At 55.0% G+C, this 14,590-nt stretch carries 12 protein-coding genes; 5 read left to right on the plus strand and 7 right to left on the minus strand.

Translation table 11 applies throughout. The features are described 5' to 3' along the window. Window position 1: 1 nt before the first annotated feature. The 6 genes from ACSSVV_RS09845 to rpmH all read right to left on the minus strand — a co-directional run bounded on the left by ACSSVV_RS09845 (window position 2) and on the right by rpmH (window position 5,355). Window positions 2–1,192: a site-specific integrase gene (locus ACSSVV_RS09845; RefSeq protein ID WP_104417152.1), complete on the minus strand. Its 1,191-nt coding sequence runs from the start codon at window positions 1,190–1,192 to the stop codon at window positions 2–4. Between the two features lie 170 nt (window positions 1,193–1,362). Continuing rightward, a complete protein-coding gene (gene mnmE / locus ACSSVV_RS09850) occupies window positions 1,363–2,733 on the minus strand; it encodes a tRNA uridine-5-carboxymethylaminomethyl(34) synthesis GTPase MnmE (RefSeq protein WP_454106171.1) in 1,371 nt (456 codons plus the stop codon). Between the two features lie 72 nt (window positions 2,734–2,805). Further along, a complete protein-coding gene (yidC, locus tag ACSSVV_RS09855; protein WP_113879382.1) occupies window positions 2,806–4,509 on the minus strand; it encodes a membrane protein insertase YidC in 1,704 nt (567 codons plus the stop codon). A 4-nt stretch (window positions 4,510–4,513) separates the two neighbouring features. Next, on the minus strand, window positions 4,514–4,807 hold the full coding sequence (gene yidD, locus ACSSVV_RS09860) for a membrane protein insertion efficiency factor YidD (RefSeq protein ID WP_011787297.1): 294 nt from the start codon (window positions 4,805–4,807) through the stop codon (window positions 4,514–4,516). Next, the gene (rnpA, locus tag ACSSVV_RS09865) at window positions 4,807–5,205 is read right to left on the minus strand and encodes a ribonuclease P protein component (protein ID WP_113879383.1); all 399 of its coding nucleotides are present in this window, start codon (window positions 5,203–5,205) and stop codon (window positions 4,807–4,809) included. Before rnpA ends, yidD begins: the two co-directional genes overlap by 1 nt. A 15-nt stretch (window positions 5,206–5,220) precedes the next feature. After that, a complete protein-coding gene (gene rpmH / locus ACSSVV_RS09870) occupies window positions 5,221–5,355 on the minus strand; it encodes a 50S ribosomal protein L34 (protein ID WP_008940054.1) in 135 nt (44 codons plus the stop codon). 643 nt (window positions 5,356–5,998) lie between these two features. Here rpmH and dnaA point away from each other — a divergent pair. The 5 genes from dnaA to gyrB all read left to right on the plus strand — a co-directional run bounded on the left by dnaA (window position 5,999) and on the right by gyrB (window position 13,627). After that, complete coding sequence (gene dnaA, locus ACSSVV_RS09875) at window positions 5,999–7,462, plus strand: chromosomal replication initiator protein DnaA (protein WP_011783582.1); 1,464 nt, start codon at window positions 5,999–6,001, stop codon at window positions 7,460–7,462. A gap of 60 nt (window positions 7,463–7,522) precedes the next feature. Beyond that, a complete protein-coding gene (dnaN, locus tag ACSSVV_RS09880; RefSeq protein WP_454106172.1) occupies window positions 7,523–8,626 on the plus strand; it encodes a DNA polymerase III subunit beta in 1,104 nt (367 codons plus the stop codon). 18 nt (window positions 8,627–8,644) lie between these two features. Beyond that, window positions 8,645–9,916: an ABC1 kinase family protein gene (locus ACSSVV_RS09885; protein WP_454106173.1), complete on the plus strand. Its 1,272-nt coding sequence runs from the start codon at window positions 8,645–8,647 to the stop codon at window positions 9,914–9,916. A 103-nt stretch (window positions 9,917–10,019) separates the two neighbouring features. After that, window positions 10,020–11,141 carry a DNA replication/repair protein RecF gene (gene recF / locus ACSSVV_RS09890; protein WP_454106174.1) on the plus strand — a complete coding sequence of 374 codons (1,122 nt, stop codon included), beginning with the start codon at window positions 10,020–10,022 and terminating at the stop codon, window positions 11,139–11,141. A 71-nt stretch (window positions 11,142–11,212) separates the two neighbouring features. After that, on the plus strand, window positions 11,213–13,627 hold the full coding sequence (gyrB, locus tag ACSSVV_RS09895) for a DNA topoisomerase (ATP-hydrolyzing) subunit B (RefSeq protein ID WP_014420000.1): 2,415 nt from the start codon (window positions 11,213–11,215) through the stop codon (window positions 13,625–13,627). Between the two features lie 100 nt (window positions 13,628–13,727). Here gyrB and ACSSVV_RS09900 read toward each other — a convergent pair whose 3' ends face one another. Further along, complete coding sequence (locus ACSSVV_RS09900) at window positions 13,728–14,495, minus strand: VC0807 family protein (protein WP_011783587.1); 768 nt, start codon at window positions 14,493–14,495, stop codon at window positions 13,728–13,730. Window positions 14,496–14,590 lie beyond the last annotated feature (95 nt).

The following is a 14,590-nucleotide window of genomic DNA, read 5'->3' on the forward strand; positions in this document are numbered from 1 at the left end:
CTTAGGCTGCACATTCCCCAACCTCGTCCAGTGTCTCCTCAAATATGTCAGGAAAACTCCTCATGGCCTCTGTACGGCGAGTTTCGAGTATGTCCGCATAGATTTCCGTTGTTCTGAGCTCGCTGTGGCCCAGAAGCCGGGACAACGAGTAGATATCCACACCCCTGGCCAGTTGATTGACCGCAAAGGTGTGCCGTCCGGCATGGAAAGTCACACTCTTGGTGATACCCGCTCGCATGACCCATTGCGCCAATGCAACGTTGGTGTAGGAGTCATACTTCAGACCTTTGAATACGCGATCACCCGGCTTGCCGCGATTCTCCAGGTTTAGCAATCTCACAGCCGAGTCTGGAAGATCCAGGTATTGCAGTGAGTTCCCGGCGTTCACAAGCTTCTTCTGCCGAAAAATGATGCGGTAGTGGCCATCGGCGAATTCCTCTATCTCACCCCAGACCAGCTTGTGGATGTCTGACCAGCGAAGGCCTGTGGTGCAGGAGAAAAGGAAAGCCCGCCGCAGCACTTCATACCGGCATTCGGCTTTGGTTAGAGCCCGGACCTCTTCGAGGGTCAGGTAAGTCCGCTTCGTGTTTTCCGGCTTGATGGACTTGACCTGTTGAACCGGGTTGTCACGGACAATGCCATCCCGATAGGCCTGGTTGAGCGCAGCCCGAACCTTGTTGAAGTAACTGCTGGTCGTGTTCTTGGCCAGTTTGGTACCGGATTTGGTGGTGGCTTCATGCTGAAGGTAGTGCCGGAACCCCTCCAGGAATCGCTTATCGACTTGTTCAAAGGTCAGTTCAGACAAGCCATGGAAGCGGTGCAGGTGATGACGGGTGGAGATCCAGATCGAATGGTTGGATTTGCTTCCGGAAGCTTTCTCGTCAGTCAGTTGATCGAAGTAATCGAAGAAGCTGGCAGAAAGCTTGGTCCGATCATCCAAGCCATGTCGTGACGACTCGATTTCCAACAGCCGCTTTGCCCGGATGGCCTCAGCCTTCTGATTCACGGTCTTGTTGTGCTCACGCTCCGCCGGAAGGCGGGGTTTGTCGTAGAGGAACAGGTTCAGGGGCTCATATGAGCGCTTCTGCGCCCGAGAACCGTTCTGACCCGTCTTGGAACCGTGATAGTAGACCAGTCGCAAGGCACGGTGGCCGTTCTTGTCTGGTTCGCGTTTTTGGATAGTGATTTTCATGTTTTGCTCCTTTTGTGCTCCGAGTGCTCCGAAAACTTATACTCGGAGCACACACGGAGCAAGAGGGGGCAAAACGGATCAAACTGCTTGCAAAGAAATAGAATAAATTTCTTTATAAAACAATGTCTTATTTGTATTTGATTGGATGCTTTTCGATCTTTTTGGCAGTTTCACTTCCCGATGCAGAAGCTGCTGAATATCTTACCCAGAAGCTCATCCGGGGTCAGATGCCCGGTGATTTCCCCCAGGGCGTCCTGAGCGGCCCTCAGATCTTCGGCCAGCAATTCACCGGCGCCGTAACCTTCCAGCTGGGTCTGGCCTTGCAGCAGGGAATCCCGGGCACGTTCCAGGGCATCCAGGTGCCGGCGCCGGGCCAGGAAGCCACCTTCGGTAGTGCTGGCAAAGCCGATGCATTCTTTCAGGTGCTCCCGCAGGACCTCCAGGCCCTCCGCGGCTTTTGCTGCCAGACGAATCACCGGAGCGGTCTGATGCGGCTCTGCGCTGACGCCGACCGGTTCACCAGACAGATCCACCTTGTTACGAATCACCGTCACCGGCGCGCTTCTGGGCAGTTGATCAATAAAATCCGGCCAGATTTCATGGGGCTCGGTTTTGTCGGTGGTGGTGGCATCCACCATCAGCAAAATACGATCGGCCTGTCGGATTTCTTCCCAGGCCCGGGCAATACCAATCTGTTCCACTTCGTCCGGGCTGTCCCGCAGGCCGGCGGTATCAATAATGTGCAGCGGCATACCATCAATGTGGATATGTTCCCGCAACACATCCCGGGTGGTGCCCTCGATGGCGGTGACAATCGCAGCCTCCCGACCCGCGAGGGCGTTCAGCAGGCTGGATTTGCCGGCATTGGGCCGGCCAGCAATAACCACTTTCATGCCGTCCCGCAGAATGGTGCCTTGCTGGGCTTCACCGAGAATCTGCTGCACCTGCTCCAGCAGACCCTGCAAGTCAGAAGCAACCTTGCCATCGGCCAGGAAATCGATCTCTTCCTCCGGAAAATCGATGGCCGCTTCCACGTAGATGCGCAGATGGGTGATGGCCTCCACCAGGTTATCCACACGTTTGGAGAACACCCCCTGCATGGAACGCACGGCACAGCGGGCCGCCTGTTCCGAACTGCTTTCAATCAGATCAGCAATGGCCTCAGCCTGGGCCAGGTCCAGTTTGTCATTGAGAAACGCTCGTTCGGAAAATTCACCGGGCCGGGCCAGCCGGGCACCCAGGCTGCAGACTTCCCGTAACAGGATATCCAGAATCACCGTGCCGCCATGGCCCTGAAGCTCGAACACATCCTCGCCGGTAAAGGAGTGCGGGTTGGGAAAGTACAGACCGATGCCCTCATCAATCAGCTCTCCCTGACGATCCCGGAACGGGCCGTAGTGGGCGTATCGGGGTTTTGGCTCAAAGCCCAGCATGGTGCGGGCAATGGCCATGGCCCTGGGTCCGGACACCCGGACAATCCCCACCCCGGCCTGGCCCGGGGCAGTGGCGATGGCGGCAATGGTGTCAGTCGCTGGCTGCATCTTGATTTTCCTGAAATAGAAATGACAAAGGCTCCACAAGGGAGCCTTTGTCAGGTCAGAAGCACTGTTGAATCAGTACTTCTTGCCTGCCGTTTCCGCTTCGATCTTGCGGGTAATGTACCACTGCTGGGAGATCGAAAGAATGTTGTTCACCAGCCAGTACAGAACCAGACCGGCCGGGAACCACAGGAAGAACACGGTGAAGATCAGCGGCATCAGCTTCATGATCTTGGCCTGCATGGGATCCGGGGGCGTCGGGTTCAGGCTCATCTGGATGAACATGCTGGCGCCCATCAGGATCGGCAGGATGAAGTACGGGTCCATCTGGGACAGATCCTGAATCCACAGCATGAACGGCGCATGACGCAACTGGACACTTTCAAACAGTACCCAGTAAAGCGAGATGAACACCGGCATCTGCACCAGTATTGGCAGACAGCCCCCGAGCGGATTGATTTTCTCGCGCTTGTACAGCGCCATCATTTCCTGGGACATGCGCTGGCGATCGTCGCCATAGAGCTCTTTCAGCCGGGTCAGTTGCGGAGCGACCGCGCGCATTTTCGCCATGGAGCGATAGCTGGTGGCGGAGAGGTGGAAGAACACCGCTTTTACCAACACCGTCAGCAGGATGATAGCGACACCCCAGTTACCGACCAGGCCATAGAACCATTCAAGGATGTAGAACAGCGGCAGGGAAATAAAGAACAGCCAGCCGAAATCAACGGTGCGATCCAGGTTCGGAGCCAGAGCTTCCAGCCGATCAATGATCTTGGGACCGACATAAGCAGTGGCGCCCACTTCTGCGGTCTCACCCGGTGCTACCGTCGTCGCAGGATAAACAAAGCCCATGACATGGAGATCACCCCGTCGGGTGGTCTGGAACTGGGCTTTCTGGTCCCGCTCGGGTACCCATGCGGTCAGGAAGTAATGCTGCAGGAAGGCCAGCCAGCCATTGGTGACGGACTGATTGACGCGCTTCTCTGACAGATCCTCGAAATCGTACTTCTCATACGGATCTTCCGGGGTACTGATCACCATGCCCAGATAAGCCCGGATTCCCATGCTGGCCTGCGAGGTCGGATCCGGCGCCTGATCACGCACGATCTTGCCGGTGAAGTTACCTTGCCATGGGCTTTCTGAACGGTTGTCGATCAGGTAGCTGACATCAATCTGATAGCTGTTGCGGGCCAGATGATAGCGTTTGGTGATGGCTACACCGCTGTCAGTGGTGTACACCAGGTTGATGGTAAGTTCATCTTCCCCTTCCGCCAGCTGGTAACTGCCGGTTTCTGCCTGAAATACCGGAGCTTCACCGGCCTGGCTGCCATCCGGGCCATCGCGACCGATCAGGCCGCTTTCCAGGAGATAGGTGCGGGTACTGGTATTGGTCAGCAGTTTCAGTGGCTGTTCGCTGTCCAGAGACTCGTCGTATTGCAACAGGGAACTGTCAACCACATTACCGCCTACGCGGTCGATCTTCAGCTCGTAAACATCCGTGGTCACGGTAATAAAACGATCTGCCAGATCCTGATCGCTGTTGGCGGAGGTTGACGCCAGTGAGCCGGTCTCCGGCGTTGCAAACTCTTCACCGCCTGCGTTGTTATCCTCAGGCAGGATCATGTCATCGGTGCTATTGGTAGCACTGCTGTCTGAGGGAGATTGCGCCTCGGCAACCTGTTCTGTTTGAGGCTGGTGATAATCCTCGTTCCAGGCAAGTACCATCAGGTAACTGACAATGGCGAGGCCGGCAAACAAAACAATGCGTTGAATATCCATAAACTTAGTGTCTGGTCTGAGTAGTGGAATGAGTGCTTTCTGTCGGATTGCAGGCCTGGCCGGAGCGAGGCGCCGTATTCAGTTCCGTTCCCGGTACCGGATCATAACCGCCTTCTGCCCAGGGATGACACCTGAGTAGCCGGGCTGTTGCCAGGTAACCGCCTTTAAGAGGTCCGTGATGTTGGATGGCCTCGACGGCGTATTGTGAACAGGTAGGGTAATGACGGCAATGGCTGGCCATCATCGGACTGATGGCATACTGGTAGAACCGGATGGGCAAGAGCAGGAGTTGACGCATTACTCCGTACCTCTGGGATTGCCGACGGATTGATCAGGCGTGGACTGCCGGTATTTTTTCTTTACCCGATGCCAAAGATCATTCAGTGAGGAACGGACCGTATTGTTATCCAGCCGATCCAGCCCCTGGCGGCCGAGCACAATGATATCAAGGCCTGGCAGATCTGGTTGGAGCCGGAAGGTTTCCCTTACCTGACGCTTGATCCGGTTTCTCTGAACGGCGAGCCGAAGATTCTTCTTGGAGAAGATCAATCCGACCCTGGCGTGTCCCAATGAATTGGCAGAGGCCAGGATCAGAAAATTCCTGTGCGGAACTTTCAGCGTTACGTCATTGAAGACCCTGCTGTAATCCGAAGGTTTCAACAGTCTGTGAGACTTCGGAAACGTCAAGGCCTTCATGAGGCAGGCTTCAGATTACGCAGACAGGCGTGCACGGCCCTTGGCACGGCGACGAGACAGTACCTTGCGACCATTGGCTGTCGCCATACGGGCACGGAAACCGTGAACGCGCTTGCGCTTCAGGACGCTCGGTTGGAATGTTCTTTTCATGGTGATGTTCTCACAAATCGTCGATGGACATTGATCAGTGGCTGGAAAATAGACAGCCAAAACAGGAGCGGCATTCTAGTCAAATACCGGTGCAAGTTCAATGGTTATGGTTTGGTCAGGCAAGATTCTGGCATGGGTACTAACCGACATGGCGAGTAATAGAATCTGTAAGGTCTTTTTAAAATTCTTTCAAAGATATTTATTACTGTTGTTAGGCACCTTGATTTCTGTGGATAAGGGAAAATTCATTTTAGTAATCATGGAATTAACGCCATGACAAAGCTTGTGACAGATACCGGTGAGCCCTGTGGATTTCGTCATCACGGATTGTGCACAAGTGGGATGGGTGATGGTGAACCGAGTTATGCAAGTATCCGTCAAGATCTTTCCCACAGGACTGAACCCCGGGTTTGCACAAGCTTCTGTGAATAACTTTTTTTCAGGCATTTTCTGTACACAAGGCTGTAGATATGTCTGAAACAATCTGAAAACTATGAAGAAAAGTTTCCACAGGGTGTTTATGACAAAGGTTTCCGGCCTTTTACTGAAGGCTCGTGCAGGTTAGAATCTCCGGTCACTTCAGGCACCGGTTGGCGTTGGTTTAACGGTGCCTTATCAGTCAGGTTTTCGGGAGCAGGCGGTCGTGCCGAACAGTATGTGGCATCAATGTCTTGAAGTACTCCGGGATGAGTTTCCCGCACAGCAGTTCAATACCTGGTTGAGGCCCCTTCAGTCTGATCACCGGGAAGGGCAGCTCATGCTGTTTGCCCCGAACCGGTTTGTGATGGACTGGGTCAACGAAAAATACCTTCGCCGTATAGAAGAAGTATTGAAGGATCTGAATGGTGGTCAGGCGCCACGAGTCATGATGAAAGTGGGCTCTGCGCCCAAGCCCACAGATCCGGTGGTTCGCTCCGAAGTGGCGCCGCCGGTCCGGGTCTCGGAAGAAACCGAGCAGACCGTTACGGAAGAAGAAAGAAGTGTTGCGGCTACTGTTGCGGATTCAGCACCAAGAGCGATGTCTGCGCCGGCACCCAAGGCCCAGGCCGAGCGCCGTCCGGTGCAGGTAGAAGGTGATATCAAACACCAGAGTTTTCTTAACGAAACCTTTACCTTCGATACCTTTGTCGAGGGTAAATCGAACCAGCTGGCCCGGGCTGCCTCCATGCAGGTGGCGGAAAACCCCGGTGGTGCCTACAACCCGCTGTTTCTTTATGGCGGCGTGGGCCTGGGTAAAACTCACCTGATGCATGCCATTGGCAATGAGATTGTGCGTCGCAACCCGCGCGCGAAGGTAGCCTATCTGCGTTCGGAACGGTTTGTGGCCGACATGGTCAAGGCACTGCAGCTGAATGCCATCAATGAGTTCAAACGCTATTACCGGTCGGTGGATGCGCTGCTGATTGACGATATCCAGTTTTTTGCCCGCAAGGAACGCTCTCAGGAGGAGTTTTTCCACACCTTTAATGCGCTGCTTGAAGGTGGCCAGCAGGTGATCGTGACCTGTGACCGTTTCCCGAAAGAAATCTCTGATATGGAGGAGCGGCTGAAATCCCGCTTTGGCTGGGGCCTGACGGTGATGGTCGAGCCTCCGGAACTGGAAACACGGGTGGCGATCCTGATGAAGAAGGCGGAACAGGCCAATGTGAAACTCAGCAGCGAGGCCGCGTTCTTTATTGCACAGAAAATCCGATCAAACGTTCGTGAGCTTGAAGGGGCGCTGCGTCTGGTGATAGCGAATGCTCACTTCACTGGCTCGGAGATTACCCCGCCGTTTATCCGTGAGAGCCTCAAGGATCTCCTGGCCCTGCATGAAAAGCAGGTGAGCATCGATAATATCCAGCGAACGGTGGCTGAGTACTACAAGATCAAGGTGGCGGATCTGCTGTCCAAACGCCGCACTCGCACAGTCACCCGGCCGCGCCAGGTGGCTATGTCCCTGGCCAAGGAACTGACCAACCATAGCCTGCCGGAGATTGGCGACGCGTTCGGTGGGCGTGACCACACCACCGTTCTGCATGCCTGTAAAAAGATTGTTGAATTGCAGGAAACCGATCCCGGTATCCGTGAGGATTATCAGAATTTTATGAGATTGCTGACCACCTGATTGAAGGTGGCCCGTACGAACAACACATACATTCACTTCCGATAACTGAAGCCGAGTGCCATGAAACTGACCATCAGCCGTGAATCACTGATCACCCCGCTGCAAAGCATCGCGGGCGTTGTGGAAAAGAAACAGACCATGCCGGTGTTGTCCAACGTCCTGTTGGAAGCGGAAGACAATACGCTGACACTGACCGGTACCAATATGGAAGTGGAGCTGGTGGCTCGGGTAGCACCAGTCCATGTGGATCAGCCTGGTCGTATCACGGTTCCGGCGCGGAAGTTGGCGGATATCTGCCGGGCCCTGGGGGATGAGGCGCCTATCGATCTGGCATTGGAAGGCGATCGTCTGCATCTGCGCGCCGGAAATTCCCACTTCACCCTGTCGACGCTGCCGGCGGAGCACTTTCCCAATGTCGAAGATGAGCCGGAAAGCTTCCGCCTGGCATTGCCACAGAAAGAGCTCGGTCGCATGCTGGATGCCACTGCGTTCGCCATGGCCCAGCAGGATGTGCGTTATTACCTGAACGGGTTGTTGCTGGAAGTGGATGTTAATCATGCCCGGGTTGTTGCTACCGATGGTCATCGTCTGGCCATGGCCCAGTTCGATCTGGATACCGGGTGTCCAGAGTTGCGGCAGGTTATTGTGCCTCGTAAAGGTGTGCTGGAGCTGGCCCGGCTTCTGGATGATGAAGAATCGCCGGTTACGCTGGTCATCGGTGACAATCATCTGCGGGCGACGGTGGGCAGCTATACCTTTACCTCCAAGTTGATTGAAGGCAAGTTCCCGGATTACAACCGGGTGATCCCGCGGGGCGGTGACAAGACCGTACTGGCTGATCGTTCAACGCTGAAAAGTACCCTGCAGCGGGCGGGCATTCTGTCGCACGAGAATATCCGTGGTGTGCGCCTGAACCTTTCTCCCAACCAGTTGCAGGTGTTCGCCAATAACCCTGATCAGGAACAGGCCGAAGATGCGTTGCCGGTGGAGTATCAGGGCGAATCCCTGCAGATCGGGTTTAATGTAGGCTATCTGGTGGATGTCATGAATGCACTGGGTGATGACCAGGTGAAGATTACGTTGTCGAATCCCAACAGCAGTGCGCTGATTGAGGCTCAGAACGACAACCGTTGCCTGTATGTTGTCATGCCGATGCGACTGTAATCAGGTTTGGAGGGCTCTATGGGTGCTGTAACGAATGGAATCAAAGGCGCGTTCAGGATCGGTCAGACCCTGTCTGTGCTTGGCCGCACCGGGGTAAACTGGGTTCGGGGCGATCGGCCCCCTGCCCCGAGACTTTTAAGGCAGACCTTCGAAAGCCTGGGCGCAACCTACATCAAGTTGGGACAATTTATTGCCAGCTCGCCGACCTTTTTCCCGAAGGAATATGTGGAGGAGTTCCAGTTCTGCCTCGACAAGACCCCGAGCCTTCCCTTCAGCGTAATCAAGAAGATCATCCGGGACGAGCTTGGTCGCCCTATTGATCAGGTGTATTCGGAAATTGATCCGGTTGCTCTGGCTTCGGCATCCATTGCCCAGGTTCATGCTGCTCGCCTGGTAACGGGTGAAGAAGTGGTGATCAAGGTTCAGAAGCCGGGTGTGGAAAACATTCTGCTGACGGACCTCAACTTTCTTTACCTGTCTGCCCGAATGCTGGAGACGCTGGCCCCGAAACTTTCCTGGACCTCCATGTCCGGCATTGTGGATGAAATTCAGAAAACCATGATGGAAGAGTGCGATTTCATCAAAGAGGCCAACAACCTGAAAGTGTTCCGGGAATTTCTGCAGAACACCCACAATGAAGACGCGACGGTGCCGCGGGTGTACGAGCATTGCAGTACTCGCCGGATTCTGACCATGGAGCGGTTCCATGGGGTTCCATTGACGGATCTGGAAAGTATTCGAGGCTTTTCCCGGGATCCGGAGCGGACATTGATTACCGCCATGAATACCTGGTTCGCCAGCCTGACCCAGTGCGAGTTTTTTCACGCAGACGTTCATGCCGGTAACCTGATGGTGCTTGAGGACGGTCGCGTTGGTTTTATCGATTTCGGCATTGTCGGTCGGATCAGGCCGGATACCTGGCAGGCCGTGAGCGATTTCATTTCGGCGATTATGGTGGGCAATTTTGACGGTATGGCTGACGCCATGATCCGGATTGGCGTTACCCGGCATACCGTGCGGGTGGACGATCTGTCTGCTGATCTTCAGCGTCTGTATCGTCAGATGGATCGTATGGTTCCGGATGAAGTGCCCTATCAAGCGGAACAGGCCGAGGACGACGTGAATAATATCCTGATGGACATGGTAAAGGTTGGCGAAAGTCATGGTTTGCATTTCCCCCGTGAATTCGCCTTGCTGCTCAAGCAGTTCTTGTATTTCGACCGCTATGTTCACATCCTGGCGCCAGAGATGGATGTGTTCATGGACGAACGGCTAACCATGCTTCATTAACCGGTCTACCGGGGTTTCTAGTACACTAGGGCGATATCGGAAACGGTATCGCCCTTTCTCGTTTTGGTCGTCCGAATTCTCAGCCTGAGCACTCCGTTAACCTATGGCGCTAGTCAAACTCCAGACACAGCACTTCCGAAACCTGTTATCTGCGCCTGTAGAATTTTCACCGTCCTTCAATCTTCTTTATGGCGCCAATGGCAGCGGTAAAACCAGTGTGCTGGAGGCAATTGGCTATCTTGGCCTTGGCCGGTCGTTTCGGGTCAGCCGGCATCAGGCAGTGGTGGCCCACGGGCAGCCGAAGCTGACTGTCTTCGGGGCGTTGGATTCGGGTCTAATGACGTGCGAATCTGCGGATAACGTTGTGCACAGGATCGGCATTTCCCGGGACGTCAGCCTGAAAGAAACCCAGTTGCGGGTAGATGGTGAGGCGGTTCGCAGTCTTTCGTTTCTGGCGATGCATCTGCCGGTCTCGGTCATTGATCCCGGGGTATTCGACATTGTTGCTGGTGGCCCGGGTAAGCGTCGGCAGTTTCTGGATTGGTTAGTGTTCCACGTGGAACCTTCCTTTTCTTCCCTGTGGCAACAGGTTCAGAGAGTCACGTCACAGCGGAATCAAATGCTGAGAAATGGTAGACTGGACGAATCGTTGATGCGGGTCTGGGATTCCCAGTACGGCGCCTTGGCGGAGTCGTTGAGTGACATCCGGCAAACTGTTTTCCAACGCTTCAAGATCGCTTTTGAATCGGTGTTGGCGGAGCTGGATGCGCCCTGGGTGGAAGGTCTGAAGATGGACTTTTATCCGGGCTGGGATCGAAGCACAGCGTTGACCGAAGTATTGGTCAACCATCGTGAACAAGAACGTCGGATGGGCCACACCTTGTACGGCCCGAACCGGGCGGATATCCGTCTGAAGTTTGGTGGTCGTCCGGTGGCGGAAACGTTCTCGCGGGGGCAGCAAAAGACACTGGTGATCCTGATGAAGATTGCTCAGGGCAAGGTGTTGAGTGATCTTGGCAAACAGGTGACGTTTCTGTTGGACGATATCAACGCCGAGTTGGATGTTCGTCATCGCGTTATGCTGGCTCGCAACTTACAGGAACTGCGTTGTCAGGTGTTTATCACCTCCATTGAGCATCCGGAACCGGACACGTTGTGGCACGATGGGGATACACCTGAATACAGAATGTTCCACGTGGAACATGGACAATTGACGGAAGAATAGCTGAGCCGGGCGGGTTCGCGAATGATCGTGTCTGTCGCCAGGGCTGGGCTCACCTCCAGGAGTCTCTTTTAATGAGTGAATCGAACTACAATTCCTCCAGTATCAAAGTCCTCAAAGGACTCGACGCGGTGCGTAAACGGCCCGGTATGTACATCGGTGATACCGACGATGGCACCGGCCTGCATCACATGGTCTTTGAGTTGGTGGATAACTCCATCGATGAGGCTCTGGCTGGTTACTGTTCTGAAATCGGCATCATCATCCACCCGGACGAATCCATTACCGTAAAAGACAATGGTCGCGGTATCCCGGTCGATCTACATGAAGAGGAAGGTGTTTCGGCCGCCGAAGTCATCATGACTGTGTTGCATGCCGGCGGTAAGTTCGACGACAACTCCTACAAGGTCTCCGGCGGTCTGCACGGTGTGGGTGTGTCTGTGGTCAACGCCCTGTCTTCCTCGCTGACCCTCACCATCCGCCGGGATGGCAAGGTCTATGAGCAGAGCTACACCCACGGTGTACCTAATGCGCCCCTGGGCGAAGTCGGTGAAACCGATGCCTCCGGTACCAAGGTTCACTTTATTCCCTCTCCGGAAACCTTCACTCATATCCAGTTCCATTACGACATCCTGGCCAAGCGCCTGCGGGAACTCGCTTTCCTGAACAGTGGTGTGCGTATCCGCCTGACGGATGAGCGTTCAGGCAAGGAAGAGATCTTTGAGTATGAAGGTGGTCTTCGGGCCTTTGTAGAGCACCTGAATACCAACAAGACGGCCATCAACCGTGTCTTCCATTTCAACCGTGAACGGGAAGACGGCATTGCGGTGGAGGTGGCTATGCAGTGGAACGATGCCTTCCAGGAAAACATCTACTGCTTCACCAACAATATTCCCCAGCGTGATGGTGGTACTCATCTGGCCGGTTTCCGGGCAGCACTGACCCGCTCTCTGAACAACTACATTGATCATGAAGGCCTGGGCAAGAAAGCCAAGGTTGCGACCTCCGGTGATGATGCCCGGGAAGGTCTGACCGCTATCATCAGTGTGAAAGTGCCCGATCCCAAGTTCTCTTCCCAGACCAAGGACAAGCTGGTGTCCTCGGAAGTGAAGACGGCGGTGGAGCAGGAACTGTATCAGAGCTTTGCGGAGTACCTGCAGGAGCAACCCAACGAAGCCAAGCAGATCGTTAACAAGATGATCGAAGCGGCCCGTGCCAGGGAAGCAGCCCGTAAGGCACGGGATATGACCCGCCGCAAGGGTGCCCTGGATATCGCTGGCCTACCCGGCAAGCTGGCAGACTGCCAGGAAAAAGACCCTGCCCTCTCCGAACTGTTCATTGTGGAGGGTGATTCTGCGGGTGGTAGTGCCAAGCAGGGCCGTGATCGTAAGACCCAGGCCATCCTGCCCCTGAAAGGTAAGATCCTGAACGTCGAGAAAGCCCGCTTTGACAAGATGCTGTCCTCTGCCGAGGTCGGCACCCTGATCACCGCGCTGGGTTGTGGCATCGGCCGGGAAGAATTCAACCCGGACAAACTCCGTTATCACTCCATCATCATCATGACCGATGCCGATGTGGACGGTTCTCACATCCGTACTCTGCTGCTGACCTTCCTGTTCCGCCAGATGCGGGAAATCATCGAGCGCGGCCATGTATTCATCGCCATGCCGCCGCTGTACAAGGTCAAACGTGGCAAACAGGAGCAATACCTGAAGGACGAGAAGGCGAAAGAAGCCTATCTGACCCAGACGGCTCTGGAAGGCGCCCAGCTGTATGTAAACCCGGAAGCACCGGCCATCAAGGATTCCGCCCTGGAAACCATGGTGAAGGATTATCAGGCAGTGATGGCGATGATCGATCGCCTGTCCCGGGCCTATCCGGCCAAGGTACTGCAACAGATGGTCTACAACAGCACGCTCAAGCCGGAACACCTGAGGGACGAGACCGAAGTGGCCCGCTGGGTGGCGCGTCTGGGTGAAGGTCTTGATCTGGATACCCGAACCGGTACCAAGTACACCTTCTCCGTGACTCGCGATGAGGAACGGGGCCTGTACCTGCCCAAGGTCACCATCTTTGTGCATGGCATTCCCCATGAGCATGTGTTCAGTCATGACTTCTTTGAGTCTTCTTCGTACGGTGCCATTGCGCGCCTGGGCGAGACCCTGGAGGGGCTGATCGAGGATGGCGCCTACATCCAGCGTGGCGAGCGCAAGCAGTCTGTGCTGTCCTTTGAGGGCGCCCTGGAGTGGCTGATGAAGGAAGCCCAGCGTGGCCTGAACATCCAGCGATACAAGGGTCTGGGTGAAATGAACCCGGATCAGCTCTGGGAAACCACCATGGATCCGGAAACCCGCCGGATGATGAAGGTTACCATTGAGGATGCGATTGCCGCCGACCAGATCTTCACCACACTGATGGGGGATGATGTGGAGCCACGGCGGGACTTCATCCAGAGCAACGCGCTGGAAGTAACCAACCTGGATATCTGATCAGACAAACCTTGTTGGCAATAAAAAACGGTGGCTCCTTATGGATGCCACCGTTTTTTTATGGGTGTCCGGGGAACCCGGAAACCGGTGTTGTAATAACCTATTTCGAGGAGCCGGACTCTGCCCTCTTCCGTTCCTTTTCTTTTTCCTTTTCAATCAGGTGTGGCGCCATCACCTCTTCCAGGGTATACCCCGTCAGGCGCCGGATGGTGCGCCAGAGATAATAGAAAATCAGCATCATCATCACCATGGAGGGGATGGCAATCATCGGATAGCTCACCAGGGTCATGCGGCCCAGTTCCTCATTGAAGGCCTGGGTGCCCGAAGGGCTCACCACAATCCATTTCGCCAGCACATAATTCATGATGGACGAGAACAGGAAGGTGCCGGCAAAGAAATAGCTGGCCTTAAGTAGGCGCCCTTCAAACTCCTCCACGCAGTTCTTTTCTTCCAGTGAGGCCTGAATCTTGTCCACGTCCAGCACATTCGGGTTATAAAGCAGAGTACGAACCAGGGGGTACCTGGTGCGCGTAGACACCAGTACCGCCAGACCAATGACGGCGGGCACGGCCGCTTCCTTGATGGCGAGCCAGCCGGCATCCAGTTCCAGCAAACCAATGCCGCCGGTGAGGCCGACACTGATCAGGCCCAGCAAGGCGATGAAGTTTTTCTTGTGGTAGCGCACCAGCTCGAACAGGCCCCAGCCCAGGGGAAACGCCAGGCCGATGATCAGCGCATTGACGCTGCCGAGGTGTTCGTCACCACTGAACTTCATCAGAATCACCGAGGGAATGATGATACTGACCAGCAGGTCGATCCAGGGTCTGGGTTGGTGGTCGGGAGTGGGAGAATTACTCTGGGACGTCATGGTTACCGCCTGATCGGTGAATCAACGGCAGAACCCGAGGGGGGAAACTGCCGGAAAGAGCTTCCGGCAGTATACGACGAATAGGAAGTCAGACG

Source organism: Marinobacter sp. MBR-105 (assembly GCF_053628895.1).